Below are 26,857 nucleotides of genomic sequence, written 5' to 3'. Positions count from 1 at the left end.
GGAAGTTCTTTTATGAGTAAAAACACATGTATTCTTGATGATTTAAATTCAAAATCATATTGGCTTGATTCAACAGAAGAAACAAATTACCCTACCTTAAAAAATGATGTTACCGTTGATGTTGCTATTATAGGAGGTGGAATCACGGGTATAACCACCGCCCTACTTTTAAAAGATGAAGGTTTAAAAGTAGCTGTACTTGAAGCTGATAGAATAGTTCAAGGAACCACGGGACACACAACTGCCTTTGTGACCTCTCAACATGGAGTAATATATAACAATTTAATAGATAACTTCGGTTTTGAAAATGCTAAGCAGTATGCCTTAGCCAACGAAACTGCAATAGATTTTATAGAAAATATGATCCATAAATATAACATTGACTGTAATTTTTTAAGACTTCCTGCTTACACCTATACAAGAGATGAAACTTACACCGAAACCTTAAAAAATGAAGCCAATGCAGCTAAAAGCCTAGGTATAAACGCAAAGTATACTGAAAATCTTAATTTACCATTTGAAATAAAAGGTGCACTCCTTTTTGAAAACCAAGCTCAATTTCATCCTAGAAAATACCTATTAAAGTTAGCAGAAAATATACCAGATTCCAACAACCAAATATATGAGCATACACGAATTGTTGATATAGAAAAAAGTGATAACTATACTTTAGTAACAGACACAGGCTTAAAAATCACTGCTTCAAAGGTTGTTCTAGCTTCTCATTTTCCCTTCTATGATAATTTAGGCTTATATTTTGCAAAACTTCGTCCCGAAAGATCTTATGTTGTTACTGCAAAAATTAAAAATAAGCTTCCTAGTGGTACCTTTGTGGCTAGCAGCAATGAAGACTGGTACTTTAGAGAAGAAAAATATAGAGACACCTCTATGCTAATTATTGGAGGTCAGGATCACAAAACAGCTCATGATAATGACATTAAAAATCGCTACTATGAACTAAAAAAATATGCAGAAACAACCTTTGATATTGAAAAATTTTTATACTGCTGGGCTACTCAAGATTATATAACTGTAGACGGCGTTCCTTATGTTGGTCATATTACTTCTTCTGAAGAAAATATATATGTAGCTACCGGTTATGGTGAATGGGGCATGACTAATGGCACTGCTGCTGCAAACATAATAAAAGATCTCATAGTTAATGGTAAAAGTCCCTATGAAGATATCTACAATCCTTCTCGTGAAATCCATCTTAGTAGTATAAAGAATATAGTTAGGGAAAATCTTGATGTAGCTAAAGAATTAATTAAAGGCAAACTTAAACTAGGATCTGATAATATTTCTTTAAAAAATGATGAAGGAAAAATAGTTAAAATTAATGGTGAAAAATATGGTGCTTATAAAGATATAAATGGGAAATTACATTTAGTTGATGTAACTTGCACCCATCTAGGCTGCGAATTAAAGTGGAATAACGCAGAAAAGTCCTGGGATTGCCCTTGTCATGGTTCAAGATTCACCTTTGAGGGGGATATTATAGAAGGCCCTGCAGTTTGCCGATTACATTATTACAAAGCAGGAAAAAATACAATTGATTCAAACATATAAATTGTAATAAAACAAAAAATTTTAAGCATAAGTGAAAATCATACAATTTCATTTATGCTTCTGTTTTCTCTTTTTTATTGAGTAATGCTACCATTTAGTAACTTTTTTTATTTACTATTGTATTATATTTTACTATATTTCATTATTTGACATTTTTTCATTCTTTATGTATAATGAAATTCAAGAAAAGATACAATAATATATTTATTTTAAGGGGGAAAACTTAATGAACAAAAAGAGAGGACTATTATCATTTTTAATTACAACGATTACAGCTTTAAGTGTATTTTCTGTTGCTGCTGTTAAAGCAAATGCTCAATACGAATTTGATGTTATCTCTGATACTCATATTGGCTCTGATGATATGGGTGGCTGGCATGCTACTAGAAATTTAAAAACTACTTTAAACTGTATAGCAAAATATCATTCTAATGATCAATGTGTAGTATTTAATGGTGATAATGTAGATACTGCTTATCAGGATAGTTACGATCAATTATATAACACAATAGCTCAAGTAAAAAATGATTTATCAAGTCAAGGCAAAACCATTCCTTACATGTACTTTAATATTGGTAATCATGAATACTGTTTTGGTGGTACTAATACAGGAAATTATCAAACTTGTCTTAATAATTTCAACTACAACACAAATAGAATTCGTTCAATGATAGGCTCTAGAGCTGGTGTAACCGATACTAACCGTGCTAATTCTTATGATCTACAGTATATCAATAACAAAAATGATAGGCTTGCCTTCTTAGGAACTGATGAACTTCCATCTAATCCTTGTGATGCTTATCTTGCTCCTAGCCAAATAGATTGGTTAAATTCTACAATTATTAAAAACAAAAATGAATGGACTACTTCATCAAGAGGTAAAAAACCTATGTTTGTTTTCTTACATCAACCTCTACAAAACACTGTCTATGGTTCAGATCCTACCAATCCAAACTTTGCTGATTGGGGAACTCTTTTAAATACTGATACTTTGAAACAGTACGCTTTAAGAACTAATCATCCTGAGGTTATAATGTTTACAGGTCACACACATAGGGATTTTGACGGCTCATATTATGGTGATAGTGAAAATTTTTGCACTTTAACACCTTCTTACAGCAGCGTTTTTGGTGTTCCTTCTATTGGAAACACTGACGGCGACCCTGAAGGTTATCATGTAACTGTATATAGTGATGGTGTAGTAGTTCAAGGTGTAAAATATACAAGCTCTGGAACTGTACAAGTAAATACACGTACAATAAACTTTTAATGTAATATAAGTGGAGAAAGCTTAAGCCTCTCCACTTTTTATTTTAATTTAAATATAATGTTTCACAATATAATTGCTATTAACATAATATGAATATGTATATATTTTTAAAGGAGATTTATAATGCCTACTTTCCCTACTTTAAAATTGTATTATGAAGGTTCTTACGTTAGGATACTTCAAATGAATTTATATGGCTTAAATTATAGGTATAATGGACTTCAAGTTACGGGAAAATTTGATATTTTAACTTACGAGGTAGTAAGAGATTTTCAGGTAGAACATAAACTAGTGCCTGATGGAATTGTTGGTCCTATTACCTGGACTGCTATCTTAAATCAAGTTACTTATATACAAAGCAAACTAAACTCTATAAATTTTCCACTAGGCAATGTTGATGGTATATTTGGAGCTAAAACAACCATGGCTGTTAAAAACTTTCAAAGTGCTAATAACCTACTTGTAAATGGTATTGTTACTCCAAGAACAAGGCAAAAGCTTTTTAACCCTAATCCTGAAATAAACTACAGTAATCGTCCTAGTTCTTTAAGCTTAAGTTCTTTAAATCCTTATGTAGCATCTCTTGCACAGCAATTTCTTAACTTGTGTACTAAAAATGGTTTAAATGTAATTATAATTACAGCCTTTCGAAGCTGGGATGAACAAGATATATTATATGCTCAGGGTAGAACTGCACCTGGAAATATAGTAACTGATGCTCAAGGAGGAGATTCATACCATAATTGGGGATTAGCCTTCGACTCTGCCCCCTTTGAAAATGGCCGAGTTGCTTGGGATGATTCAGCTGCTTTTAATGAAATGGGAGTCCTTGGTCAACAGATTGGTTTAGAATGGGGCGGTAATTGGACCAGTTATGCCATTAGTTTAGTTGATACTCCTCATTTTCAATATACCTTTGGTTTAAGTACTGAACAACTTTTAAATGGTCTTAAGCCAGCTTAAGGTTATAAAGAGAAACCTCCTACTTGAATTAGAAGGTTTCTTTTTTATAACCTTAAACACAGAGAAAACTTTTAATTTGAGATAAATTCACCCCAAATTGACGCCATACACCTCTTTCATACCGCCATCCAGAAATTGATTGTGTCCCTATATATACAATATAAGCCCAGAAAGCATCTCCATTATTTAACCACAAATATGTGTATTTATCAGTACATATATTTATAGTATTAGTTCCTACTGTAACCTGTGGCATTTTAGGTATATATGTTGGAGGCGGATTTTGTGGATGATTTTGATACTGTGCTGGATATTCTTCTACCTTTGGTCTATACCCAAAATAAGGGCAGCGGAATCCAACGCTTCTTCTCCTTGCGTAATCTCTATAACCATACATTTTGTAACCTCGTAAATAATTAATTACTTTAATATAGTATTCAATTTAATATCACATGGTACATAATTCATTTATTTTCAGTGTTATCTAAGCTTGTCCTTTGATTTGGTTGTGTAGATTTAGACTTTTTATTATTGTTATTTTCCCCAGCTTTTGTTGAAATTTTATGTTTAGAACTTGAATCATCCTTATTAGAATCTGATGCTTTATTACCAAACCCAGAATGTACTATCATTATTATCAATAATAGTGCTATAATCCAAAAATAAATTTTTTTAAATAAGAATTTTTTATCCTGTGCTTTTTCATTCTTTAACATTAATTTCACTTCCCCACAATTTATACTATAATCAATATTATATAATTAATGTTAAATCTTTTCAATCGTTTACATTTTATCTCCAACAAACTTTTTCTCAAGATAAGTTTTCTTTTTCACTAACATTTCCACATAAGTTTAGCATTTAAAAGCACACTAGTATCAAATCTTCTTACACTATCCTGAAACTTTATTTCTGTAACGTCATCATCAATGTTTAAAATTTCTCCTATTCCAAAGGAAACATGCTGTACTTTCTCGCCTTTTTTATATTTCCCTTCAAAATCATTTAAGTTTAGTTTACATTCTTTAATAAATCTTGATGGCTTACGCTCACAGCCTTTAAGTTCGCTTACTATAGAAATCCACAAGTTTTCTATAGCTCTAGTTATTCCAACATAAAAAAGTCTTCTCTCTTCTTCTATATTTTCTTCAATACTATTTTTATGCGGTATATTTTCTTCATTGCAATTTACTATGAATACATTTTTGAATTCCATGCCCTTTACGCCATGAATTGTACTTAATAGTACCGTATCCCTATTTTTATCAACCTTATTTTCTTTTATTTTTTCCTTAACCTCTTCTATATGGGCTAAAAATCTAATTATGTTATTATAACCCTCACAGGAGCTTTTAAATTCTTCAATTATGTCCATCATTTCTTCTACATTAAAACCTCTTTTTATAGCATAATCTTGAATATAATCTGCATACCCTAAGTCAGAAATCACAAATTGTACTGCACTTAAAAGTGACATTTTATTTAGACTTCTTATTTTTTCTTGAAGCTTTTCGATATCTCTGATTTGAAATATAGGTAAATCCTCTAAATTTTTTAATATGTCAAAAACACTCTCCCTATTTCTGTAATTCTTTACTTTTTGGAGATTAATCTTACTTATGTACCTAAAAGGCCTATTTATTATTCTTAAAAAGCTTTCTCTATCAAATTCATCTATGCTTAGTTTTAAGTATGCTGATATGTCCTTACATATAAAATGTTCAAAAAAATTGTATTCCCTGTCCAAAAATTTAAAAGGTATATTTTTTCTTATAAAGCTATCAATAAGGCTTCTGCTTTCAACATTTGTCCTGTACAATATTGCAATATCTGAGTATCTATATTCTGATATATTTTTGAGCTTTTCAATTTCTATTGTTATCTTGTCCGCTTCTATGTTTTCATTTTTACTATTAATTATATTTATATTTCCGTCACTGACTTTATTAGCATTTATATTCTTTGAATTTCTCTTTTCATTATTTTCTATTAAATGCTTAGATATTTTAACAATATTACTAACACTTCTATAATTTGTGTTTAAGAAAAACTTCTTTCCCTTATTAAAAATTTTATCAAAATCCACCATACAATCAGGTCTCGAACCTCTAAAAGAATATATACATTGATCTTCATCTCCAACTGCGTATATACTGCTCTTTTCACTTAGCATTTTTAAAAGCCTTATTTGAAGTGTGTCCGAATCTTGAAATTCATCTACTAAAACATACTTGAATAAATTGCTATAACCACGAAGAAGTTCTGGTCTTTCCTCAAACATTTTCATACACTGTATTTGCAAATCATCAAAATCCATAAGTGAATTTTCTATCTTATACTGTTCATATTTTTCATAACACTCATCAAAAATCTTCTTATCTATTTGAGGTTTAAAGTTTTCCATATCAAATTCTCCACTTTTAAAACTTGATATATCATTTATAACTTCTCTTAACTTATCCTCATTTACCTCGTCCATATATTTTATAAGTACTGATTTTACTATATTGTATTTTTGAAACTCATCTATTATTTTTATATTTCCTTTATGCCTTAATAATATTTTATAGAATAAACTATGAAATGTACCAAAAAAAGGCGTTCTTCTGCTATTAAAATAATTTATATATCTTTGTTTCATATTAATGGCAGCCGCTTTTGTAAAAGTTATTACTATAATATTATCACAGGATACATTTTTCACCTTGATAAGATATGCTACTCTATTTATTATTACACTTGTTTTTCCACTTCCAGGGGCTGCAATGACAATAGCATTTTTCTCATCTGTAACAACTGCTTTTTGTTGAAAATCATCTAATTTATATTCCATAGTACAAAAGTTTCCTCCATTGCTAAGTTTCAAATTAATTTTAATATATATAAATCTATTCAACTATACATTATACTCATTTTTAATACAGTTATACAGTACCTATGTACCACTACATACAAAAAATACTTTTAAGGTGGTATGCCCTTACCTTTAGAAAATATATTGTAATAATTTTGATATGGTATTAGAATAAGTTATAATATATAATAATGTAGTTATTCTGCTACATAAAACTTAAAACAAATGTATAACTATACCACTTATATGATAGGGGAAATTTTTTATGGAATTCAGAAAGAATTTTGATATTAAAGATGATAGAAATCTTACAATGCTTGTAGATTTCTACGAACTCACTATGGGAAATGGTTACTTAAATAAAAATGTTGGCAATAAAACCGCCTACTTTGATATGTTTTTTAGAAGAATCCCTGATAATGGAGGATACTGCATAATGGCTGGTGTCCAACAATTAACAGAATATCTTTCAAATTTAAAATTCACAAAAGATGATATAGATTATTTAAGAAGTAAGCATCAATTTTCCGATGAGTTTCTTTCATATCTTGAAAATTTTAAATTCGAATGTGACGTATGGGCAGTACCAGAGGGTAATCCTGTATTTCCAAATGAGCCACTTGTAACAGTTAAAGGACCTGCAATTCAAGCTCAATTTGTTGAAACTATGATCCTTTTAACTATAAATCATCAAACTTTAATAGCTACAAAAGCAAATAGAATATGTAGAGCAGCGGAAAATAGACCTGTTATGGAATTTGGTTCTAGACGTGCTCAAGGCTATGATGGAGCTATATATGGTTCTAGAGCTGCTGTTATTGGTGGTTGTAGTTCAACCGCTTGTACTATATCAGAGCAAATGTTTGGAGTTAATGCTGTTGGTACTATGGCTCACAGTTGGGTTCAATTATTTGATAATGAATACGAAGCCTTCAAAGCTTGGGCTGAAGTATATCCAGAAAACTGTGTACTTCTAATAGATACTTACAATGTATTAAAATCTGGTCTTCCAAATGCTATAAAAGTTTTTGATGAAATTTTAAAACCAAAGGGTATAAAACCTAGCGGAATAAGAATTGATAGCGGAGATATAACTTATCTTACAAAAAAATGTAGAAAAATTCTTGATGAAGCTGGATATACTGATTGTAAGATTGTAATTTCAAATTCACTTGATGAGCACATAATAACTAATGTTTTGCTTCAAGGTGCCAAAATAGATAGTTTTGGTGTAGGAGAAAGACTTATAACCGCAAAATCAGAACCTGTTTTTGGTGGAGTGTTTAAACTTTGTGCGGTTGAAAATGATAATGGTGAAATTATACCTAAAATTAAAATAAGTGAAAACCAAGAAAAAATAACAAATCCAGGTTTCAAAAAAATATATAGGATTTTCGATAAAGAAACAGATAAGGCTTTAGCTGATTTAATTACCCTAGATGATGAAATAATCGATGAAACTAAGCCTCTTGAATTATTTGATCCTATTTATACTTGGAAAAAGAAAAGATTAACTCATTACTATGCTAAGGATTTAAGAGTTCAATTATTCAAAAAAGGAAAACTCATATATGAAAATCCCGACGTTCTTGAAATAAAAGATATAGCAAATATAGAAACAGAAAAACTCTGGCCTGAGGTTTTAAGACTCGAAAATCCACATACTTACTATGTAGATCTTTCTAGAAAGCTTTGGGATTTAAAGCACAACTTACTTGAAAAATATTCTAACGCATTTAATAGCTAATAAGGAGATGTTAATTTGAATTTCTCAAATAGAGTTCACAATATGGATTTTTCACCAATAAGAAAATTAGTTCCACTTTCAAAGGCCGCTGAAGATAATGGTATAAAGGTATACCATTTAAATATAGGTCAACCAGATGTAAAGACTCCTGATACTTTTTTTCAGGGAATTACAAATTATAATGAAAAAATAGTTAAATATTCAGATTCACAGGGAATAGATACTTTAATAGATAGCTTTATAAGATCTTTATCTGATTCTAATATATACTTTGATAAAGATGAAATAATGATTACTCACGGCGGAAGTGAGGCTATACAATTTGCAATAATGGCTACCTGTGATCCAGGTGATGAAATATTAAGCCCAGAACCTTTCTACTCTAACTACAATGGTTTCGCTAGAATTTCTGGTGCTAAAATCGTTCCTTTTGAAACAAAAATAGAAGATAACTTTCATCTTCCAAAAAAAGAAGAAATTGTATCAAAAATAACTGATAGAACTAAATGTATCCTGCTTTCAAACCCATGTAATCCAACTGGAACAGTTTATACTTATGAAGAAATGAAAATGCTTGGTGAAATAGCGAAGGAATACAATTTATTTATAATATCAGATGAGGTATACAGACAATTTATATTTGATAACGTTCCTTATACTTCGAGTATACATCTAACTGATATACTTGATAGAGTTATACTAATCGATAGTATCTCAAAGCATTACAGTGCTTGTGGTGCTAGAATTGGCTTAGTTGCTTCTAAAAACACAGATTTAATGCACCAAATTCTCAAATTATGTCAAGCACGACTTTGCGTTTCAACTATTGAACAATATGCTGCTGCAAATCTAATAAATACTATGGGAAGCTATATAACTGATGTTAAAATGGAATACAAAAAAAGAAGAGATATAATGTATTCAGCTCTTACAAGTATTCCTGGAGTTGTATGCAGTAAGCCTGAAGGAGCTTTCTATATATTAGCAAAGCTTCCAGTGGATGATTCGGAGAAATTTGCAAAATGGCTTCTTACAGATTTTTCGTATAATAATGAAACTGTTATGTTTGCTCCTGCTTCTGGTTTCTATGCAACTAAAGGTCTTGGAAAAAGCGAAGCAAGATTTTCATATTGTACAAGTATAGAGGATATAGAAAATTCAATAGTTATACTTAAAAAAGCATTAGAAGAATATAATAAATAACTCAAGCAAAAAAATAACAGCGAATAATACGCTGTTATTTTTTTAACCATTTATTTATACACTACCCTAAACTCTTCAAATACTACAGGCGTATCTTCTAAAAATTTTTCTCCAATCGCTTCCATCTCCATAGTAAAAAACTTTATGTGACCTTTTCGCCAATAATCTAAAGATTTGTCACCCTCTCCTTCTATTCCTGCTAACTCTTCTGTAACCTCGTTAAAAGGCAGTACTGTTATCTTAATATTTTCAATTATACATTTGGCTATACCCTCATAATCTGTTATTATATTCAAATTTCCTTCTTTGGGTAATTCTTCGTTTTCTAGCTCATACAAACAATAAAGACTTGTAGTTCCTCTTTTAATGCCTTTCTTAACAAGTTCAGCCAAATCATCAGCAATACTTTTATCACCAAAGTACCAAGAAGAATACGTTTTTTTCGTACTTTCTATATCTTCACCATTTACTTTCAAATATTTTGTCCACATTTCTTTTACTGACTTATGTTCTTTTTCCATTTTATTCTCCTTATTAACACTAAGAGGATCTGATAAAATTATCAAACCCTCTTATTTATCTATTTTAAAAAGCCTCTAACTATTTCTTTCATTTCATCCTTCTTGCAAACATCTTTATGAATAACTTCTCTTTCATTAAGATTCTTTACACCACTAGGTATTTCTGAACCTATAAGTTCACTCATTTTCTTCATAAGTTCGAAATCATCTACAGAAGTATATTTATCATGCAGCGAAGTCATAACCGCATTTGTAAACTTGTATGGGCTTGCTGTTGACGCTATAACTGTCTTTAGAGTATCTTTAGTACTATTTAAATAGTCTTCATATACGCTATAAGCTACTGCTGTATGAGTATCTATAAGGTATTTATTTTCACCATAAACTTTACCTATAGCTTTTTTAGTTTCACCTTCTGTAGCATATCCACCATAAAAATCTTTAAGTTTATCCTTCATCTCTTCACTTATATTATAAACTCCATTTTCACTAAGTTCCTTCATAAACTCAGCTACTTTGTTTGAATCTCTATCACATATAAAATAAATAAGCCTTTCAAGATTACTTGAAATTAGAATGTCCATAGAGGGCGATATTGTTGTTACAAATTCTCTATTTTTATCATAACTTCCGCTTTCAAAGAAATCATAAAGAACCTTATTATCATTTGAGGCACATATAAGCTTATTAACTGGAACTCCCATGTTTTTAGCAAAATATGCTGCTAGTATATTTCCAAAGTTCCCTGTAGGTACTACAAAATTTATTTTTTCTCCAAATTTAATTTCATCTTTTGAACACATTTTTGCATATGCATAAAAATAATATACCACTTGAGGCACAAGCCTTCCAATATTAATTGAATTTGCAGATGAAAATACACAGTTATTATCTTTAAGCTCTTTTATAAATTCTTTATCTGTAAATATCTTTTTTACTCCACTTTGAGCATCATCAAAATTTCCATCTATAGCTACAACATGAGTATTTTTTCCGTTTTGTGTTACCATTTGAAGTCTTTGAACTTCACTTACACCATCACTTGGAAAAAACACTATTATTTCTGTACCAGGAACATCCTTAAAACCTTCTAATGCTGCTTTACCAGTATCTCCTGATGTAGCTGTTAAAATAACTATTTTATCTTCAATTCCATTTTTCTTTGAAGCTGTTTTTAAAAGATACGGTAAAATAGATAATGCCATATCCTTAAATGCAAGTGTAGGTCCATGATAAAGCTCTAAAAAATAAGCATCCTTAGTCTTTTTTATTGGTGCTATTTCTTCTGTATCAAATTTACTATCATACGCATTTTCTATACAATATTTAAGCTCTTCTTCTGTAAAATCAGTAAAAAAGCTCTTCATCACTTTATAAGCTATTTCTTTATAGCTCATGTTAACAATATCTTTAATATCAAAGTCAAGTTCTGGCATTTTTTCCGGAATAAAAAGTCCACCATCATCAGATATACCTTTTAAAATAGCTTCTGATGCTAAAACATTAATATCATTGTCTCTAGTACTTTTATAATAGATATGATTCATTACTCTTCCCCCAATATTTATTGTATATTTTCTATTCTTATAATATTGTCTACACTCTTGGTGTACTTAGAATTTTTAATCTTCTCTATGGCACTATTTATCATTCCCTCGTTTGCTAAGTGAGTGAAATAAACTACAGTAACACATTCCTCTCTTTTTCCCTTTTGCATAACAGAAAGAAGACTAACTCCTTCATTTCCAAAAATCATTGAAATTTCACCAAGAACACCTGGAAGATCTTTTACGGTTATTCTCACATAGTATTCACTTCTTGTTTTATCCATAGAATTAATTTTTCTATCCCAAAAATTCTTTTTAACTGTACTAATAGCAGACACATCAACACTGCCTCTAAGAATAGATATAATATCTGCCACAACCGCACTTCCTGTTGGTAAATCACCTGCTCCTCTTCCATAAAGCATTATATCTCCAACAGCGTTTCCCTTTATAAATATTGCATTAAATGAATCATTAACACTTGCAAGCGGATGTCTTTCAGGAATCATTGCAGGATGAACCCTCATTTCAAGTCCTGTTTCCGTTTCCTTTACAATTGCAATTAATTTTATTATATATCCAAATTCTCTGGCAAATTCTATATCTATAGGTTCTATTTTAGTTATTCCTTCTCTATATATATCATCAACATTTATTTTTGTACCAAATGAAAGCGAACTCAATATAGCAAGCTTATACATAGCATCATAGGCCTCAATATCTGAAGTTGGATCAGCCTCTGCAAATCCTTTATTTTGTGCCTCTTTCAGTGCATCTTTGAAATTCATTTTTTCAAGTGTCATTTTAGTTAAAATATAATTTGTAGTACCATTTATTATTCCAATAAGCTGTTCAATCTTATTAGCCGTAAGGCTTTCATTTATTGCATGTATTATTGGTATTCCACCTGCAACACTTGCTTCATAATAAAACATAACTCCCTCTTCTTCGGCTGCATCATATAAAGCATCTCCCTCTGTTGCAAGAAGCATTTTATTTGCAGTTACCACATGCTTTTTATTTTTCATAGCCTTTAATATGTATTCTTTAGCTGGATGTACCCCACCAATTACTTCAATAACTATTTTTATAGAATCATCTTCAAGTATATCATCCGGATTTACTGTAAGTATTTCTTTTTGTACATCTATTCCCCTGTTTTTATCTATATCTCTTACAAGAATTTTTGCAATTTCTATATCATACCCTGATCTTTTTTGTATTTCTTCTTTATTGGTGTTGAGTATTTTCAAAACACCTCTACCTACATTACCAAGCCCCAAAATTCCTATTTTGATTTTGTTCATCTATAGCCCTCCTAAAATTTACTATACCAATTAGATACAATGCGAAAACGCCTTAATATTATAACTATCTTAACATGTTTTAGGATAAAATACAATTGTTTGTGTAATATATACACATCACTACAAAAGGATGCCTAAAATTTCTAAGCATCCCTCTATATCTATACATATTATATTTTAAACATTTATAAGTTTACTTTCCTTAAATGCAAATTTACTTTTAATTTCAGGAAACCATAACTCTATTTCATCACCAACTTGCTCATCATGGAGCATATATACCTCGTCACAACTACAATTTTCCAATACAGTTTTGAGGTATTTTTTTAGTTTTTCTTCTATTTCGGTGAAGTTCAATTTAGAATATTTATAAGAAAAAACTACTGCACAAAGTTTATCTTCTAATTGAATATCCATACCTAATTTTTTTATCATATTGTTATCTATACTACTCTCTAATTCATTTAGTCGTGTAAGCTTTAAGTTTTCTATATAAAATCCTAATTCTTCATAGAAACCTAATATACTGCCTACTAACTTTTTTTCTACAATTATAGGATTTAATATTACTAATATTTTTTCCATGCTATTTACCCTCCGAGATATAGCATATACAAATCAAACATTTTTATTGATCATTATACTGTTTTCTTATAATATTCTTCTTCTGATAAATATTCATTTCCTTTCATAATATAGTCATAGTATGCTTTAGTTATTCCATCATCCCCTAATTTTTCAACACTTCTAAAAGGGCACTCATCTTTTGCTGTTTCATCCTTATAGAAAATACACTCTTCAAAGCATGAAATTTCCTTTTCTGTAGTAGTTAAAAATGGACAATTTCCCATATCTACGCCTCCAAAACAAAATATATATAATATTATAAACTATGTCACAATAAATATAAAGTATTTTCTTATATTTTTGAAAATTCACTCTCTATAGTAATATAATAAATATTTTATATTTTTTTTATTAAATTTTTATACATATCTTTTAATTTAAATTAACTCTTTATCTGTTAACCTGCTTTTTATGGTATAATAAATTTGAATAGACTACCTTAAGTATCTATTCTACCAAAGTATAATTTTACAAGTTTACATGGAGATGATTTCATATTATGAAGAATAAATTACTAAATGCTTTTTTGACTTTTTTTATTTCATGTGTTTTAGGTCCTGTATTACTTTTCATACTTCTAAAATTCACAGTATTTAGTTATATAACTTATTTCTTCACAGCTAGGTATATAATAAAAATGTACTTTGGGGTTTTAATATTAGGTTTTATAACATTATTAATATTAAAATCTTCAAAAAATTTTATGATATATAGGTTAAATAAAATACCAACGATAAAGACTAAAGTTATATCAATAAAAAAGCTAAAAGAAAAATCAATAAATCTTGGAATACTTGAAATAGATGTTGATTCAGATGATATCTATATAGTTAAGTTTAAACATAACAATAAAACCATTGATAAAGTAATACAAAAAAATGATATAAAAAGTGATCTTAAAACAGATGAAGAACCCTACATTGAATACAAGTACTGGAACTTAATAAGTTTCCTTGATAAATTTCATAACATAACAGTTCACACACAAAAAAATTAGTATATATAATTTTTCCTCTCATATTTTATTTATTATGAGGGGAAATTTTTAACTTAAATGTCATGTAAAATTGAAAAGTAAAACTTACTATAACCTCCATATTAATGAATAATTTATTTCCTTATGGGAACACTTATATGTGATAAACTCAATTGGAGGTGATACTTTTGAATATTACAACCATTTCACTTAAATACTTTTTTCTGGCTCTTACCATAATTGGTGTTTTTCTAACATACTATTATAAAAGCTTAGTTATGAAAACCTCCCCAGGACATAGAGATCGTGAAAAAATCCTTGGAAATATGAAAGATCCCATATCCTGGAGAATACGTAACAATAAATTATCAATTAGAATACTGTTTTGGACAGCTATTTCTTTTATAATATTTTTGTATTTATCTCTGTTCGTAAATGCGGGTACTGTCTCTATAATATACTTAGTTATTTATATGGCTTTAATTATAGCGTCGCTAATTTCTGTTAAAGCTAATAAAAAATCAACAGATATATAACCTCATAAACCTATTATTAAATACTCTATTCAATAATAGGTTTATCTCTATTTAGCACCTAATTTAACATACATTTTTTACAATTTATATGAAAATTAATGCTTTTTATTAATACATCATCTTGTCCTCATACTCCTAAAATGTTATACTCGTAAAGTGTACTATAGGCTTTCTACTATGTTGTATTTTGAACAGTTTAATCTTATATAACAATTTTAAAAAATAGTATACTTTTACACAGAAACCTATATAAAATAAAATTTATTGGAGAGATGACCTTTGAAACGTAAACTTTTATCTATTTTATTATCAGCAATATTCTCGTTATCTATTTCATCAACTGCAATGGCAGATGCAAATCCACCTAATATTGTAGGTTTTTCTGCTGTATCTATTGATGCTAAAACTGGTGAAGTTATTTATGCTAAAAATCAAGATTCCAAAATTTTTCCCGCAAGTACAACAAAATTATTGACTTCTATAATTTTAAACAATAAGAAAAAGCCAACTGATTACCTTTATTACTCTCAAAGCGCAAAAGAGCAGCCTGAATACTCTTTTGATAAAAATCTTCATCCTTTAAACGTAGGAGAGAAATTACCTAGTGACGTTGTACTAAAATCACTTTTAATGTATTCAGCAAATGATATGGCTTATGTAATAGCAGCGAATCTTGTAAATAAAATCAACGCTCCTACTGATGAAGTAAAAAAAGACTTTTCTGTTCTTATGAACGATGAGGTAAAAAAATTAGGATTAAAAAACACTCATTTTGTAACAGCAAATGGTCTTCATGATCCTGACCATTATTCAACTGCTTATGATATGAGTAGAATAGCGAAAACTGCTTTTTCAATGAATTGGATATTCAAAACAATATCTACTCAAAAAACTACAGTGACTCTAAATGATGGTACAAACATAAATCTTGAAAACTCAAATAAAATAATAAATCCTAAGGAATCTGTTTTTGATAAAACATGTATTGGTGGAAAAACAGGTTACACAGACCAGGCCGGACGATGCCTAGTAACTATATTTAATAGAAACAATCAAAAAATAATAGGCGTGGTAATGAAATCTGAGAATGATAAGAACGATCTTCAGGTATTTAAAGACATGAATAATCTTATTAACTACAGCTACAGCATAAAACCAACTGTTTTATATAATAAAAATAAAGTATATAAATATAAGACAATAACTTATAAACCTTTAAAATATTTCGGACCTACTAAAACTATAAAAGTTCCATTACTACTTAAAGAAGATGTAACTTATTATAAAAATTCTCTAAATGATTCTGAAAAGAAACTAACAGAAAAGGTCTCTGTTGATGCTTGGCATCTGAATAAGGATAAATCTATAGGAACTTTAACTTTAAAAGAAAGAGATACCACAAAACAATACAAGCTATATCCTAAAATTTCAACTAAAGAAATTGTATCTAGCAATAATTTTATGTACTTAGGAAGTGCTGCTATTTTCTTAGTTATTGTTGCTCTTTTAATTTTTGGTATAAATAAATTTTTAAAACATAGGAATAATAAAAATAATATTTGGTAAAAAGAAACGCAGGAACAATATTCAATCATATGTTCCTGCGTTCTTTTTTAATATTTCTTTATATCTTATCCTATAAGCCTCTTCTATCATTTCATTTGTAAAGTCTTTTTCATCCATTTCAAGATCTTTATTTTTCATTATACCTTTTATTGATAGCTCAGCTACCTTTTTTATTAATTTAACACCGAAAAACTTTAAAAGCTCGTCTTCCAAATCTTTTTGACATTTAACTAAATCTTCACTAATTAAATGTTTTATATTAATCCCTTTATTTTTTAGTATATAACTTATTAGAATTCCTCTATTACAATTTAATGGATTCTCTTCTTCTCCCATGATTACAATATTAAATCCTTTTGAAAGTCCATTTTCTATTCTTTCTATACCACTTTTTACACTTAAACTTATCCTTGCAGCTTCAAAATCAAAAAATTCCTCTACCTTTTCACTTAAATTAAATTCATTATACATTGGTATATAGTATATACCTTTCTTATTGAGAATTTTTTTTAATTCCTCTACTTTTGTAGGCTCATTTCTTATATCAACAACACAGTTAATGTTATAATTCATTAGGGAATCACAAAGTTGTTCATTACTTTTATTTCCACATCCTACGGTATAAATTAAATTTTTCATTAGAACCTCTTTTCTTATTTATTTAAATACTCAAAAATGTCATTCATAAATTGTGGTAAATTAACCTGCATTTTTGCAGTTATTATATTTCTGTCAACCCAATTTCCCACTCTAATATATTCTCCACCTGCATTAATAACATCATCACTTATACATTCTTTGCAGGTTACTTTATATCCATCTAATACTTCTGCTGATATAAGGACATAATTCCCTTCACACATAACACCTAAAAGTTTATTATTATCCTTCATGTGCCTTACTATTCTCTTTACATCATCATTGACCCTGAGTTTATATGATGCATATCCTCCTGGAATTATAATGCCATCATAATTAGTTTCATCAATTTGATGTGCTGAAGCATCAACATCAACAATATAACCATGTGTTCCTGTATAATTATATTTAGTTCCTGTCCCAACTAAAGTCACATCATAGCCAGCCTCTCTTAATCTATATAAAGGATATAAAAGTTCTATATCCTCAAACTCATCTTCTACAAATATAATTAAATTAGCCATTTATTCTTCTCCCTACTACTATCTTTTATTTACAAAATTACATCCTATTATTATAATATAATTTCTATATGATTGCACACTCAAAATTCCAACGTAAAAATCACTCAGAGCTATCCTATAAAACTTGACATAAAATATCTAATATTATATTATTAAAATACCGTTTTAATTAGCCTTCACCAATTTTTAGGTGCGAGGCGTTTTATATTATTTTTAATATTACATAGGAGTGATTTTTAATGGCTGCAAAGGAAATAAGAACACGTTTTGCACCTAGCCCTACAGGTTATATGCATATAGGAAACTTAAGAACAGCTCTATATACTTACCTTATTGCAAAGCATGAAGATGGTAAATTTATTTTAAGAATTGAAGATACAGATCAAGAAAGGTATGTAGAAGATGCATTAGCTGTTATCTATAAAACCCTTGAAATGACTGGTTTAAAACATGATGAAGGTCCTGATATAGGTGGTCCTGTTGGTCCATACGTACAAAGTGAAAGAAAAGGTCTTTACCTTGATTATGCAAAAAAATTAGTAGAGAAAGGTGAAGCTTACTACTGTTTTTGCTCTAAAGAAAGATTAGATATGCTAAAGACAAATTCAGAAACTCTAAAAAGACCATTTAAATATGATAAACATTGTCTTCATTTATCCAAAGAGGAAATTGAGGAAAAACTTAATGCTGGAGTACCTTATGTCATAAGACAAAATAATCCAACTGATGGTTCAACTACTTTTGATGATGTTATATATGGAAGAATTTCTGTTGATAACTCAGAACTTGATGATATGATTTTAATAAAGTCAGATGGATACCCAACTTACAACTTTGCTAACGTTGTAGATGATCATTTAATGGGCATAACTCATGTTGTACGTGGAAATGAGTATTTATCTTCTGCTCCAAAATACAATAGATTATATGAGGCTTTCGATTGGGATGTACCAACATATGTACATTGTCCTCCAATTATGAAAGATGCTCACAGTAAATTAAGTAAGAGAAATGGTGACGCTTCTTTCCAAGATTTAATTGAAAAAGGATATCTTAAAGAAGCAGTTTTAAATTATATTGCTCTTTTAGGTTGGAATCCTGAAGGAACTAACGAAATTTTATCTCTTGAAGATATGATTAAATTATTTGATTATACTCACATAAACAAATCTCCTGCTGTATTTGATCCTGTTAAATTAAAGTGGATGAATGGAGAATATGTAAGAAAGCTTAGTTTGGATGAATTCCACTCACTTGCACTTCCTTACTATAAGGGTGTTATAACAAAAGAAAATATAGACCTTAAAAAAATAAGTGAGTTAATTCAAACAAGAATAGAAATCTTTAGTGATATTCCCGAAATGGTAGATTTCTTTAATGAATTACCTGATTATGATATAGAGATGTATACTCATAAGAAAATGAAAACTAACCCTGAAGTATCTCTAGAAAGCTTAACAAAATCTCTTCCTGTTATTGAAAATATAGAAGATTGGAATTTAGAAAGTATAGAAAACACTATAATGAATTACATTAAAGATTTGGGCGTTAAAAATGGTATTGTATTATGGCCTTTAAGAACTGCTCTTTCTGGAAAGAAATTCACTCCTGGTGGTGCTTTTGAAATAGCCGATTTAATAGGTAAAGAAGAATCTATAAAAAGAATAAAAATAGGAATTGAGAAACTACAAAAATAATCAAAATCACATACAACTTTAATATGCCTTCTTTATAGAAACAGTTTTTATTATTCTATAAAGAAGGCATATCGTTTTGCATGTATCTTTTAATTTTGTGATATTGTAATTGTTGTATTTATCCCATCTTCCTTTGTAATTGTAAACTTTCCTGACGCAATATCATTAATTTCTTCTTTCGTCTTACCTTTTAAACAACCAGGAACTTTACTTGGCTTTATATCATTTTGAATAAGCGTCTCAGCAGAATCGTCATAAGTATCTATACTATTATCTGTATTCTCTGCATTATACGCATCAATAGCCTGACCTAAAGTTCTTGCACTTGCTTGTATATTTGACTTTTCTGCTCTCATTTTATATTGCGAAATAGATGGTATTAAAATAGCCGCTAGAATAGCAAGAATAGCTATTACTATTATTAATTCTATGAGAGTAAAACCTTCCTTTTTTATTCTTTTTTTCATTTTTTCTCCATTAATAGTTTATGTTTATTTTGTAGTATAACCATTAAAATGGATTGTATACATTTTTTTACTTATAACTATTAATTTCAAATATCGAATAAGTATTATCATCATAGATTTTATAAGTCCAATCATTATCTCTGAGAAGTTTTGTATTATTCATATCATCTCTTAATATAGCATATTGAATCTTATATTTTTTGAATACATAAATCATATAATTATAATCATTTAACGCTTTTATCTGATCTACAAATGCATTTGTTCTATTAAAATTATACGTAAATAAATCTTCACGAGTATCCACGAATGTTTTTACTCCCCTAAATATAAGATACGGGCTGCTGTTGTAATCATTAAAGATTCTGGAATTTTTAATTTCTTCATGAGTATTTATATAATCACAAACCTTAACTGGGCAATCTACATTATAAACCACCTTTGTTAAATTTTGTACGTTTACATACAGCAAGTAACTACCTGCATCAAAAATAGACTTCATACATAACACACTTATAAGAATCGCACATGTTATATAATTTAGTTTGGTTTCTAAATTTTTAACTTTAGCCGTTAAGCTTTTTTCAAAAAACTTATCAAAAAAATCATGATAAAAATCAATAACATAAGTAGATATAATGGGAAAAACAAATATGCATATTACAAACATATGCCTTTTAGCACTTATAGCCAATATTATTAATGCTCCACATATTAAAAAATCTCTAAATTTGACTTTGCAAACAGCAAGCACACACACTGTTATACAAATTACAATCAAAGCTAATTTATACGCATATAATGGCGTTATAACCCATTCATTTATGTATCTATTTATATCACTATTTCTCATTGCTAAATAAGTATATTCATAAAGCTTATATCCATATGGATTTATAAATATACCTATAAGTGCTGCAATAAAATACTTATAATTTTTAGGAATTGTATAATACGCAAAAACTATTAAATAAAGCGGATAAACTCCCCCATGAATATTAATTCCTAAAATCAGAGTAAATAATGCTGCTATATATTTTTTATTCTCAAGTAATATAAATATTATTAATAATAAAAATTTTGATATTAATAATGGTCTATAAAAAATATCATTAGCATTAGCAAATATGTAAACCCACATTATTATTAAAGATATCACTTTATTTTTATTTCTTATTAGTGCAAATTTATATAATGTAATGCATGTTATCAAATTTATTATTACTAAAAAAATTATAACAGAGGCAAATCCCTTAATTTTATATATTAAATAAGCTATAATACCAAATAACCATTCATGGCTTATCCACTCTAGTTTATTTTGGATTCCATACCAAGAAAATATATCTCTATGAGGTATAATACTATTTTTTATAATATATTCTCCAACCTTTATATGCCAGAAACCATCATTTATAACATTTAGTTTAAATCCAAAAACAAAAGCTGTAATAAGTGCGAGTATGAAACAAATTCTAAATACTATTACCTTATTAATTCTATTGCTTAAAATATTTAAAATACTACTTTTCAGCATCATCCACTTCCTTCACATATTTGTTCCACGTGGTAATCATATTAAATAAGCTTTCAACATCCTGTCTATTATAAAGGAGTATCTTGTCTTTTTTCTCTTCAGGCATTCTTAAAGAGTATTCCTCATCCTTAACAATTTTTCCAAAAGTCTTTGCTAGTGTAGATCCACTTATAATCTCACTTTCTCTGTTTATTTCAAATACTTTTTCTAAATTTTTAAGTCCAACACATTTTTTAGTAACCTTTTCATATTCCTTTTGTAAATCAATACTCTTAAATTCTTTATTCACCTCCATATTTATATTGTTTTTTTTAAATAAATAATTTACAACTGTAAAATCATTATTACCTGAAAATGTAACTATGTATTCCTTTTTGAGTTTAATTTTAGCTTTAATAAAGTATTCTTCTGCAATTTTTAATATTTCCTCAGAATCCTTTCTATTTTCTATCATATACTGAGTTGTCTTTAAATTTTTAGTTTCTTCATCATAATATGCACACCCAAACACTCCAATGCATATAGGCTTTTTATAGACATAATGCTCTAAATCAAAAAATAACGCCTTAGAATATATTTTATTCTCGCCTTCCACTTTAAACCTATCAACATATTCATCAATTTTTATGTTTGTTACAGCATTTCTTTTAATCAAAATTATCACTCTCTTTTTTTCTTAATTTAAGAAAATCACTGACTAAAATTAATATATAAGTTAAATCCGTAAAAAACCTATATTCTACGCCAATTAATTTCTAAACTTTACAAATTATTAAACTTCCTATTTTAAAGCAATTACATTATACCATATAATGTAATTTTTTTCATTATACATATTTATTCTGTTTTAAAATAATATCTATAATTATTTAATGCTATTTATGTATTTTATCATAATTTCAACTATAATAACATTAAAAAAAGAAGACTCTAAAGTTTTTCTTTAAAGTCTTCTATACACATATTTATTAAAATGCAGGTACTATTTGACCTTTATATTTATCATTAATATATTTTTTAACCTCTGGAGATGTTAATGCTTTATTTAAAGCTTTTATATAAGGTTTATCCTTATCTTGTTTTCTCACTGCAAGGATATTAGCATATGGTGCATCTTTAGGTTCTGAAACAATTGCATCTTTTGTAGGATTTAAATTTGCCTGTATTGCATAATTAGAGTTAATTATTGCTGCTGTTACATCACCAAGAACTCTTGGAAGCTGTGCTGCATCTAATTCTCTTATTTTTATATTTTTCTTATTTTCAGTTATATCAAGTTTAGTAACAAGATCAGCTTTCTTAAGTTTTATTACTCCATTTTCTTCTAATAATTTAAGTGCTCTTGATTCATTTGTTGAATCATTTGGTACAGCTATTTCATCTCCATCTTTAAGTTCACTTAATTTTTTAATTTTATGAGAATATAAGCCCATAGGTTCAATATGAACTTTAACTGTATATGTTAAATCCATATGTTTTTCCTTATTAAATGTGTTTAAGTAAGGCACATGTTGAAAATAATTTGCATCTAAATCACCATCATTGAGTGCTGTATTTGGAGTTACATAATCTGTAAATACTTTTACCTTTAATGTATAGCCTTCCTTTTTCAATATTGGTTTTACAACATTATTTAAGATTTCTGCATGTGGAACTGCTGTTGCCCCTACTACTATTGTTTTTTTATCGTTGCTACTAGAATTACTTGAACCTGAACTGCTGCAGCCTGTTAATGCTCCAACTAAAACTGCTCCTGACAAAAGTGCTGCCAATAATTTCTTTTTCATATTTGTTCCCCCTATTTATTTAATCATCATTTTATAGATAAAGTTTCCAATTGATTGTAATATTTGAACAATAATCATAAGTATTATTACTGTATAAACCATGACGGTTGTATTAAACATATTATAGCCATATTGCATAGCGGCAGCTCCAAGGCCACCACCTCCTATTGCTCCTGCCATAGCTGAATATCCTATTATGTTGATAACTGTAAGTGTAATTCCAAGGACAATTGAAGGCATAGCTTCCTTTATCATAACTCTAAATATAATTTGAAAATTACTTGAACCAAAAGATTTAGCTGCTTCAATTATTCCTTTATCTACCTCTTTAAGTGAAGATTCTATAACTCTAGCTGCAAAAGGAAATGCTCCAATAGTTAATGGGACTATTGCTGCTGTCGTACCTATTTGTTTTCCTGTAAGTAATTTTGTAAATGGAAATATAGCAATCATCAAAATTAAAAAAGGGAAGGATCTAAGCATATTTATTATAAAATCTAATATCTTATATACTATTTTATTTGGTTTTAGTCCATTTTCATCTGTTATTACAAGTATTATTGCTGGTATAAATCCAATTACTATAGAAAATAAGGTGGCTACAAAAACCATGTAAATTGTTTCCCAAAGCGAAGGTAGTAGAATTTGTTTCAATATCTCTGCTGTACTCATTATGCCACCTCCCAAACTACATTATGCGAAGTTAAATAATTACATATAATTTCCTTGTCACCTTCAGAAATATTTATAACTAAACTTCCCAAAACATTATCTCTAAACTTTTCAAGTTTTCCCCAAACAATTGAAAAATCCACATTAAGTTCCCTTGCCATGGAAGTTATTAAAGCTCCTTCACTGCTATTTTTAGGGAATATTACTCTTATATTTATTCCTTCTTTAGGTAGAACCTCATCATCACTTTGTCCTATAAGTTTTTTCATCTCACCACTTGGATTTAAGAATAGCTCCTCAACTTCTCCAATTTCCTTTATAACTCCTCCGTCTATTAAGGCAGCTCTTTCACATATTCCTTTAACAACCTCCATTTGATGTGTAACAATAACTATTGTTATACCTAATTTTGAATTTATTGTTCTTAATAAATTTAATATAGATTTTGTTGTATTAGGGTCTAACGCCGATGTGGCCTCATCGCATAAGAGTATCTTAGGGTTTAATGCCAATGCTCTTGCGATAGCTACCCTCTGCTTTTGTCCACCACTTAAATTAGAAGGTTTACTCTTTACTTTATCACTTAAATCTACAAGTTCTAAAAGTTCTTTGACTCTAGCATCTATTTTATTTTTGTCAGTTCCCCAAACCTCAAGTGGTAATGATATATTATGATATACATCTTTTCTATTAAGCAGATTAAAATTTTGAAATATCATACCTATTTCTTTTCTAAATTCCCTAAGACTTTTTCCTTGAACTTCTTTCAGCTCTTTACCACTAACTATTACTTTTCCTTCATCATAAGTTTCTAGTCCATTAATACATCTAAGTAATGTGGATTTTCCAGCCCCACTATGTCCAACAATTCCAAATATTTCTCCACCTTTAATCTTAAGGTTAACATCTTTAAGAACCTTATTCCCTGAAAAGTATTTGGAAACATTCTTTATTTCTATCATGCCATTCACCTTTCTCATTAGATTAAAAAATAATAAAAAAGCCAGAGAATAAACTCTGACTTTAAAATCAAATATATTCTCATCTCTCAGCTAGCGCTGTAGGAATTAGCACCTTGTAATAAAATATATACAGGTTGCTGGGCTTCACAGGGCCGGTCCCTCCACCTCTCTTGATAAGTGCACCATTTTTATTAATTCTTTAGTTAATATTATAGTTAGTCTACATTTAAATGTCAATACGAATTTAGCCATTTTATACACAAAATATATTTTTCCAATCAAAATAATATGTTTTTGTTTTTAAAAATAGTGCCTTAAAAGAAAACTAATACTATTAAGGCTAAATCTACATTTTCAGCATTTAATCCTTATCAACAAAATTTCTTATCACTCTTATCTGCTGCATATTTAACGATATAAATTCGCACCCAATTACATATGATTTGTCATTATATCCTACCCATTTAATCATTGAAATGCACCAAAAAGATGGTTTTCCATCAATACTAAGAAGGAAACTTATAAAATCACCTGATTTTAACGGCAGCTTACTTTTAAAACCTATTCCAAATTCAGATATATTAACTGCCTCTAATAGTGGCTCTTCTCCTTTGTATTTTTCGTAAATACTTTCATCATTTACTCTAGGATATGATATTTCTAGTTCAATTCTCTTTCTTACTTTACCTCTTTTTTCAGTTTTGTACCTGCAGAGTTTATTCCTATCATCAATATCTGACGTAGAGACCAATACCATATAAATTCCTCCTTCTGAATTTATGTACAGTTACCAAATTAATAAATATATTATATCATGTTTCGACAAAATTCGAAATATATTTTCAATATTGTTAACTTAAGTTCTGTTGACATCATCACGATTAAATGATAATATTTAATTGAAAATGATATTCATTTCTAGTGATTTTGTATGTACTTAAAAGGAGTGAGTTTTTATGATTATTGAAATACTAATAACACTTATTATTATATGTTCAGCCTTATACATTTTTTATAAAAGCTTCAAGAAAAGTGCAAAAGGAGACTGTAGTTGCTGTAGTGGCTCAAAATCCTGTAGTGGCTGCTCACCAATTAAAAAAAATAAGTAATAAAGCCCCCTTTAATTATTAAGATATGATTTAATAATTAAAGGGGGTTCATATAATTATTTCTTTAGTTTCTCATTAACATATTCTTCGAATTTTGATGCTGTATCTTTATCCATATCTTTTATTCCCTTTAGTTTATATTCTATTGCAAGCTTCTCATATTTTTTTATCCCAAGAGTATGATATGGTAAGATTTCAACTTTCTCAACTCTTTTAACTTTTTGTACTATTTTTGCAAGTCTATCCATACTTTCATAATTATCAGTTATCCCCGGTACCATAACATGTCTTATCCAGACTACTGCTTTTGAATTATTGACTTCCGAAACAAATTTGTAAAACTCATTCATGTCTCCACCAGTTAAATTTTTGTAACCCTCACTATTTATATGCTTTATATCAAGAAGAACATAGTCCGTATACTTTAAAATCTCTTCATAGTGGTTACATCCAAAGCCTGCTGTATCAACTGTCGTGTTTATTCCATTTTCTTTACATAACTTCAAAAATTCTTTTAAAAACTCTGGCTGCATTAAAGGTTCACCGCCGGAACAAGTAATTCCACCACCAGATCTATCAAAATAATTTTTATATCTCTTAACTTTTTTAAGTAAATCTTCTGGAGAAATTTCTTCTCCAGAATTAATATTCCACGTATCTGGGTTATGGCAGAATGCACACCTAAGTCTGCATCCTGCCAAAAAAACAACAACTCTTATTCCCGGTCCATCAACAAGTCCCATTGTCTCTATTGAATGAATTTTTCCCAAATTAACA

The 26,857-nt window shown here is 28.9% G+C and carries 28 protein-coding genes and 1 riboswitch; of the genes, 10 read left to right on the top strand and 18 right to left on the bottom strand.

Going from position 1 to position 26,857, the window contains the following annotated elements; all coding sequences use genetic code 11:
• The first annotated feature begins 12 nt into the window (after positions 1-12).
• The 3 genes from CLFE_RS08130 to CLFE_RS08120 all read left to right on the top strand — a co-directional run bounded on the left by CLFE_RS08130 (position 13) and on the right by CLFE_RS08120 (position 3,802).
• Positions 13-1,569: an FAD-dependent oxidoreductase gene (locus CLFE_RS08130; protein WP_077894595.1), complete on the top strand. Its 1,557-nt coding sequence runs from the start codon at positions 13-15 to the stop codon at positions 1,567-1,569.
• Positions 1,570-1,795: 226 nt separating this feature from the next.
• Positions 1,796-2,839, top strand: a complete 1,044-nt coding sequence (locus CLFE_RS08125; RefSeq protein WP_077836153.1) for a metallophosphoesterase family protein — start codon at positions 1,796-1,798, stop codon at positions 2,837-2,839.
• Between the two features lie 123 nt (positions 2,840-2,962).
• Positions 2,963-3,802, top strand: a complete 840-nt coding sequence (locus CLFE_RS08120) for a peptidoglycan-binding protein (protein WP_077894596.1) — start codon at positions 2,963-2,965, stop codon at positions 3,800-3,802.
• A 52-nt stretch (positions 3,803-3,854) separates the two neighbouring features.
• Here the strand turns inward: CLFE_RS08120 and CLFE_RS08115 are convergent, their stop codons facing one another.
• The 3 genes from CLFE_RS08115 to CLFE_RS08105 all read right to left on the bottom strand — a co-directional run bounded on the left by CLFE_RS08115 (position 3,855) and on the right by CLFE_RS08105 (position 6,635).
• The gene (locus CLFE_RS08115) at positions 3,855-4,199 is read right to left on the bottom strand and encodes a hypothetical protein (RefSeq protein WP_077836151.1); all 345 of its coding nucleotides are present in this window, start codon (positions 4,197-4,199) and stop codon (positions 3,855-3,857) included.
• A 67-nt stretch (positions 4,200-4,266) separates the two neighbouring features.
• Positions 4,267-4,518, bottom strand: coding sequence for a hypothetical protein (locus CLFE_RS08110; RefSeq protein ID WP_077836150.1), 252 nt, complete (start codon positions 4,516-4,518; stop codon positions 4,267-4,269).
• Between the two features lie 119 nt (positions 4,519-4,637).
• Positions 4,638-6,635, bottom strand: a complete 1,998-nt coding sequence (locus CLFE_RS08105; RefSeq protein WP_077894614.1) for an ATP-dependent helicase — start codon at positions 6,633-6,635, stop codon at positions 4,638-4,640.
• 286 nt (positions 6,636-6,921) lie between these two features.
• Between CLFE_RS08105 and CLFE_RS08100 the strand changes: the two genes are divergently transcribed.
• Together CLFE_RS08100 and CLFE_RS08095 are read left to right on the top strand one after the other, a co-directional pair.
• Positions 6,922-8,403, top strand: coding sequence for a nicotinate phosphoribosyltransferase (locus CLFE_RS08100; RefSeq protein WP_077894615.1), 1,482 nt, complete (start codon positions 6,922-6,924; stop codon positions 8,401-8,403).
• A 15-nt stretch (positions 8,404-8,418) separates the two neighbouring features.
• The gene (locus tag CLFE_RS08095) at positions 8,419-9,606 is read left to right on the top strand and encodes a pyridoxal phosphate-dependent aminotransferase (RefSeq protein WP_077834345.1); all 1,188 of its coding nucleotides are present in this window, start codon (positions 8,419-8,421) and stop codon (positions 9,604-9,606) included.
• Between the two features lie 50 nt (positions 9,607-9,656).
• On the opposite strand, the gene CLFE_RS08090 is transcribed toward CLFE_RS08095, so the two are convergent.
• The 5 genes from CLFE_RS08090 to CLFE_RS08070 form a co-directional block, all read right to left on the bottom strand.
• Complete coding sequence (locus CLFE_RS08090; protein ID WP_077894616.1) at positions 9,657-10,127, bottom strand: ASCH domain-containing protein; 471 nt, start codon at positions 10,125-10,127, stop codon at positions 9,657-9,659.
• A gap of 59 nt (positions 10,128-10,186) precedes the next feature.
• Positions 10,187-11,674, bottom strand: coding sequence for a threonine synthase (thrC, locus tag CLFE_RS08085; protein ID WP_077894617.1), 1,488 nt, complete (start codon positions 11,672-11,674; stop codon positions 10,187-10,189).
• Positions 11,675-11,691: 17 nt separating this feature from the next.
• Positions 11,692-12,981 (bottom strand): homoserine dehydrogenase, encoded by a 1,290-nt coding sequence (locus tag CLFE_RS08080; protein ID WP_077834348.1) that lies wholly within the window; start codon positions 12,979-12,981, stop codon positions 11,692-11,694.
• A 177-nt stretch (positions 12,982-13,158) separates the two neighbouring features.
• On the bottom strand, positions 13,159-13,566 hold the full coding sequence (locus tag CLFE_RS08075; RefSeq protein WP_077834349.1) for a hypothetical protein: 408 nt from the start codon (positions 13,564-13,566) through the stop codon (positions 13,159-13,161).
• Positions 13,567-13,619: 53 nt separating this feature from the next.
• Positions 13,620-13,832: a hypothetical protein gene (locus tag CLFE_RS08070; RefSeq protein WP_077834350.1), complete on the bottom strand. Its 213-nt coding sequence runs from the start codon at positions 13,830-13,832 to the stop codon at positions 13,620-13,622.
• A gap of 275 nt (positions 13,833-14,107) precedes the next feature.
• On the opposite strand from CLFE_RS08070, the gene CLFE_RS08065 reads away from it, so the two are divergent.
• The 3 genes from CLFE_RS08065 to CLFE_RS08055 all read left to right on the top strand — a co-directional run bounded on the left by CLFE_RS08065 (position 14,108) and on the right by CLFE_RS08055 (position 16,686).
• The gene (locus CLFE_RS08065; protein WP_077834351.1) at positions 14,108-14,605 is read left to right on the top strand and encodes a hypothetical protein; all 498 of its coding nucleotides are present in this window, start codon (positions 14,108-14,110) and stop codon (positions 14,603-14,605) included.
• A gap of 167 nt (positions 14,606-14,772) precedes the next feature.
• A complete protein-coding gene (locus CLFE_RS08060; RefSeq protein WP_077834352.1) occupies positions 14,773-15,120 on the top strand; it encodes a hypothetical protein in 348 nt (115 codons plus the stop codon).
• 279 nt (positions 15,121-15,399) lie between these two features.
• Positions 15,400-16,686: a D-alanyl-D-alanine carboxypeptidase family protein gene (locus CLFE_RS08055; protein ID WP_077894618.1), complete on the top strand. Its 1,287-nt coding sequence runs from the start codon at positions 15,400-15,402 to the stop codon at positions 16,684-16,686.
• A 21-nt stretch (positions 16,687-16,707) separates the two neighbouring features.
• On the opposite strand, the gene CLFE_RS08050 is transcribed toward CLFE_RS08055, so the two are convergent.
• On the bottom strand, positions 16,708-17,325 hold the full coding sequence (locus tag CLFE_RS08050; protein WP_077852992.1) for a DUF488 domain-containing protein: 618 nt from the start codon (positions 17,323-17,325) through the stop codon (positions 16,708-16,710).
• A gap of 14 nt (positions 17,326-17,339) precedes the next feature.
• Positions 17,340-17,849, bottom strand: a complete 510-nt coding sequence (locus CLFE_RS08045; protein ID WP_077853324.1) for a DJ-1/PfpI/YhbO family deglycase/protease — start codon at positions 17,847-17,849, stop codon at positions 17,340-17,342.
• Between the two features lie 239 nt (positions 17,850-18,088).
• Between CLFE_RS08045 and gltX the strand changes: the two genes are divergently transcribed.
• Positions 18,089-19,546, top strand: a complete 1,458-nt coding sequence (gltX, locus tag CLFE_RS08040; RefSeq protein ID WP_077834356.1) for a glutamate--tRNA ligase — start codon at positions 18,089-18,091, stop codon at positions 19,544-19,546.
• Positions 19,547-19,635: 89 nt separating this feature from the next.
• Here gltX and CLFE_RS08035 read toward each other — a convergent pair whose 3' ends face one another.
• The 7 genes from CLFE_RS08035 to CLFE_RS08005 form a co-directional block, all read right to left on the bottom strand.
• Positions 19,636-20,013, bottom strand: coding sequence for a prepilin-type N-terminal cleavage/methylation domain-containing protein (locus tag CLFE_RS08035; RefSeq protein WP_077894619.1), 378 nt, complete (start codon positions 20,011-20,013; stop codon positions 19,636-19,638).
• Positions 20,014-20,080: 67 nt separating this feature from the next.
• Positions 20,081-21,550: a hypothetical protein gene (locus CLFE_RS08030; RefSeq protein WP_077894620.1), complete on the bottom strand. Its 1,470-nt coding sequence runs from the start codon at positions 21,548-21,550 to the stop codon at positions 20,081-20,083.
• Positions 21,537-22,205, bottom strand: a complete 669-nt coding sequence (locus CLFE_RS08025) for a ribonuclease H-like domain-containing protein (RefSeq protein ID WP_077894621.1) — start codon at positions 22,203-22,205, stop codon at positions 21,537-21,539. The genes CLFE_RS08030 and CLFE_RS08025 overlap by 14 nt, the downstream gene beginning before the upstream one ends.
• Before the next feature lie 313 nt (positions 22,206-22,518).
• The gene (locus CLFE_RS08020) at positions 22,519-23,337 is read right to left on the bottom strand and encodes a MetQ/NlpA family ABC transporter substrate-binding protein (RefSeq protein WP_077834360.1); all 819 of its coding nucleotides are present in this window, start codon (positions 23,335-23,337) and stop codon (positions 22,519-22,521) included.
• Between the two features lie 15 nt (positions 23,338-23,352).
• Complete coding sequence (locus CLFE_RS08015; RefSeq protein WP_077850795.1) at positions 23,353-24,009, bottom strand: methionine ABC transporter permease; 657 nt, start codon at positions 24,007-24,009, stop codon at positions 23,353-23,355.
• A complete protein-coding gene (locus tag CLFE_RS08010; RefSeq protein WP_077834379.1) occupies positions 24,009-24,971 on the bottom strand; it encodes a methionine ABC transporter ATP-binding protein in 963 nt (320 codons plus the stop codon). Before CLFE_RS08010 ends, CLFE_RS08015 begins: the two co-directional genes overlap by 1 nt.
• Positions 24,972-25,047: 76 nt before the next feature.
• Positions 25,048-25,151, bottom strand: a riboswitch (SAM riboswitch).
• Between the two features lie 181 nt (positions 25,152-25,332).
• Positions 25,333-25,728, bottom strand: coding sequence for a PilZ domain-containing protein (locus tag CLFE_RS08005; protein ID WP_077834362.1), 396 nt, complete (start codon positions 25,726-25,728; stop codon positions 25,333-25,335).
• A 199-nt stretch (positions 25,729-25,927) separates the two neighbouring features.
• Between CLFE_RS08005 and CLFE_RS08000 the strand changes: the two genes are divergently transcribed.
• Entirely contained in the window at positions 25,928-26,080 is a 153-nt protein-coding gene (locus tag CLFE_RS08000) for a FeoB-associated Cys-rich membrane protein (RefSeq protein ID WP_077834363.1), read from the top strand.
• A 56-nt stretch (positions 26,081-26,136) separates the two neighbouring features.
• Here CLFE_RS08000 and pflA read toward each other — a convergent pair whose 3' ends face one another.
• The gene (gene pflA, locus CLFE_RS07995) at positions 26,137-26,850 is read right to left on the bottom strand and encodes a pyruvate formate-lyase-activating protein (RefSeq protein ID WP_077894622.1); all 714 of its coding nucleotides are present in this window, start codon (positions 26,848-26,850) and stop codon (positions 26,137-26,139) included.
• Positions 26,851-26,857 lie beyond the last annotated feature (7 nt).

Source organism: Clostridium felsineum DSM 794 (assembly GCF_002006355.2).
GTDB classification, from domain to species: domain Bacteria; phylum Bacillota; class Clostridia; order Clostridiales; family Clostridiaceae; genus Clostridium_S; species Clostridium_S felsineum.
The sequence above is the reverse complement of the archived record's forward strand: the minus strand, read 5'-3'. Positions and strand labels throughout refer to the sequence as shown.

Coding starts and splice junctions, on each gene's coding strand:
- CLFE_RS08130 (WP_077894595.1), top strand. CDS start 13: ATGAGTAAAAACACATGTATTCTTGATGATTTAAATTCAAAATCATAT.
- CLFE_RS08125 (WP_077836153.1), top strand. CDS start 1,796: ATGAACAAAAAGAGAGGACTATTATCATTTTTAATTACAACGATTACA.
- CLFE_RS08120 (WP_077894596.1), top strand. CDS start 2,963: ATGCCTACTTTCCCTACTTTAAAATTGTATTATGAAGGTTCTTACGTT.
- CLFE_RS08115 (WP_077836151.1), bottom strand. CDS start 4,199: ATGTATGGTTATAGAGATTACGCAAGGAGAAGAAGCGTTGGATTCCGC.
- CLFE_RS08110 (WP_077836150.1), bottom strand. CDS start 4,518: ATGTTAAAGAATGAAAAAGCACAGGATAAAAAATTCTTATTTAAAAAA.
- CLFE_RS08105 (WP_077894614.1), bottom strand. CDS start 6,635: ATGGAATATAAATTAGATGATTTTCAACAAAAAGCAGTTGTTACAGAT.
- CLFE_RS08100 (WP_077894615.1), top strand. CDS start 6,922: ATGGAATTCAGAAAGAATTTTGATATTAAAGATGATAGAAATCTTACA.
- CLFE_RS08090 (WP_077894616.1), bottom strand. CDS start 10,127: ATGGAAAAAGAACATAAGTCAGTAAAAGAAATGTGGACAAAATATTTG.
- thrC (WP_077894617.1), bottom strand. CDS start 11,674: ATGAATCATATCTATTATAAAAGTACTAGAGACAATGATATTAATGTT.
- CLFE_RS08080 (WP_077834348.1), bottom strand. CDS start 12,981: ATGAACAAAATCAAAATAGGAATTTTGGGGCTTGGTAATGTAGGTAGA.
- CLFE_RS08075 (WP_077834349.1), bottom strand. CDS start 13,566: ATGGAAAAAATATTAGTAATATTAAATCCTATAATTGTAGAAAAAAAG.
- CLFE_RS08070 (WP_077834350.1), bottom strand. CDS start 13,832: ATGGGAAATTGTCCATTTTTAACTACTACAGAAAAGGAAATTTCATGC.
- CLFE_RS08065 (WP_077834351.1), top strand. CDS start 14,108: ATGAAGAATAAATTACTAAATGCTTTTTTGACTTTTTTTATTTCATGT.
- CLFE_RS08050 (WP_077852992.1), bottom strand. CDS start 17,325: ATGAAAAATTTAATTTATACCGTAGGATGTGGAAATAAAAGTAATGAA.
- CLFE_RS08045 (WP_077853324.1), bottom strand. CDS start 17,849: ATGGCTAATTTAATTATATTTGTAGAAGATGAGTTTGAGGATATAGAA.
- gltX (WP_077834356.1), top strand. CDS start 18,089: ATGGCTGCAAAGGAAATAAGAACACGTTTTGCACCTAGCCCTACAGGT.
- CLFE_RS08035 (WP_077894619.1), bottom strand. CDS start 20,013: ATGAAAAAAAGAATAAAAAAGGAAGGTTTTACTCTCATAGAATTAATA.
- CLFE_RS08030 (WP_077894620.1), bottom strand. CDS start 21,550: ATGCTGAAAAGTAGTATTTTAAATATTTTAAGCAATAGAATTAATAAG.
- CLFE_RS08020 (WP_077834360.1), bottom strand. CDS start 23,337: ATGAAAAAGAAATTATTGGCAGCACTTTTGTCAGGAGCAGTTTTAGTT.
- CLFE_RS08015 (WP_077850795.1), bottom strand. CDS start 24,009: ATGAGTACAGCAGAGATATTGAAACAAATTCTACTACCTTCGCTTTGG.
- CLFE_RS08010 (WP_077834379.1), bottom strand. CDS start 24,971: ATGATAGAAATAAAGAATGTTTCCAAATACTTTTCAGGGAATAAGGTT.
- CLFE_RS08005 (WP_077834362.1), bottom strand. CDS start 25,728: ATGGTATTGGTCTCTACGTCAGATATTGATGATAGGAATAAACTCTGC.
- CLFE_RS08000 (WP_077834363.1), top strand. CDS start 25,928: ATGATTATTGAAATACTAATAACACTTATTATTATATGTTCAGCCTTA.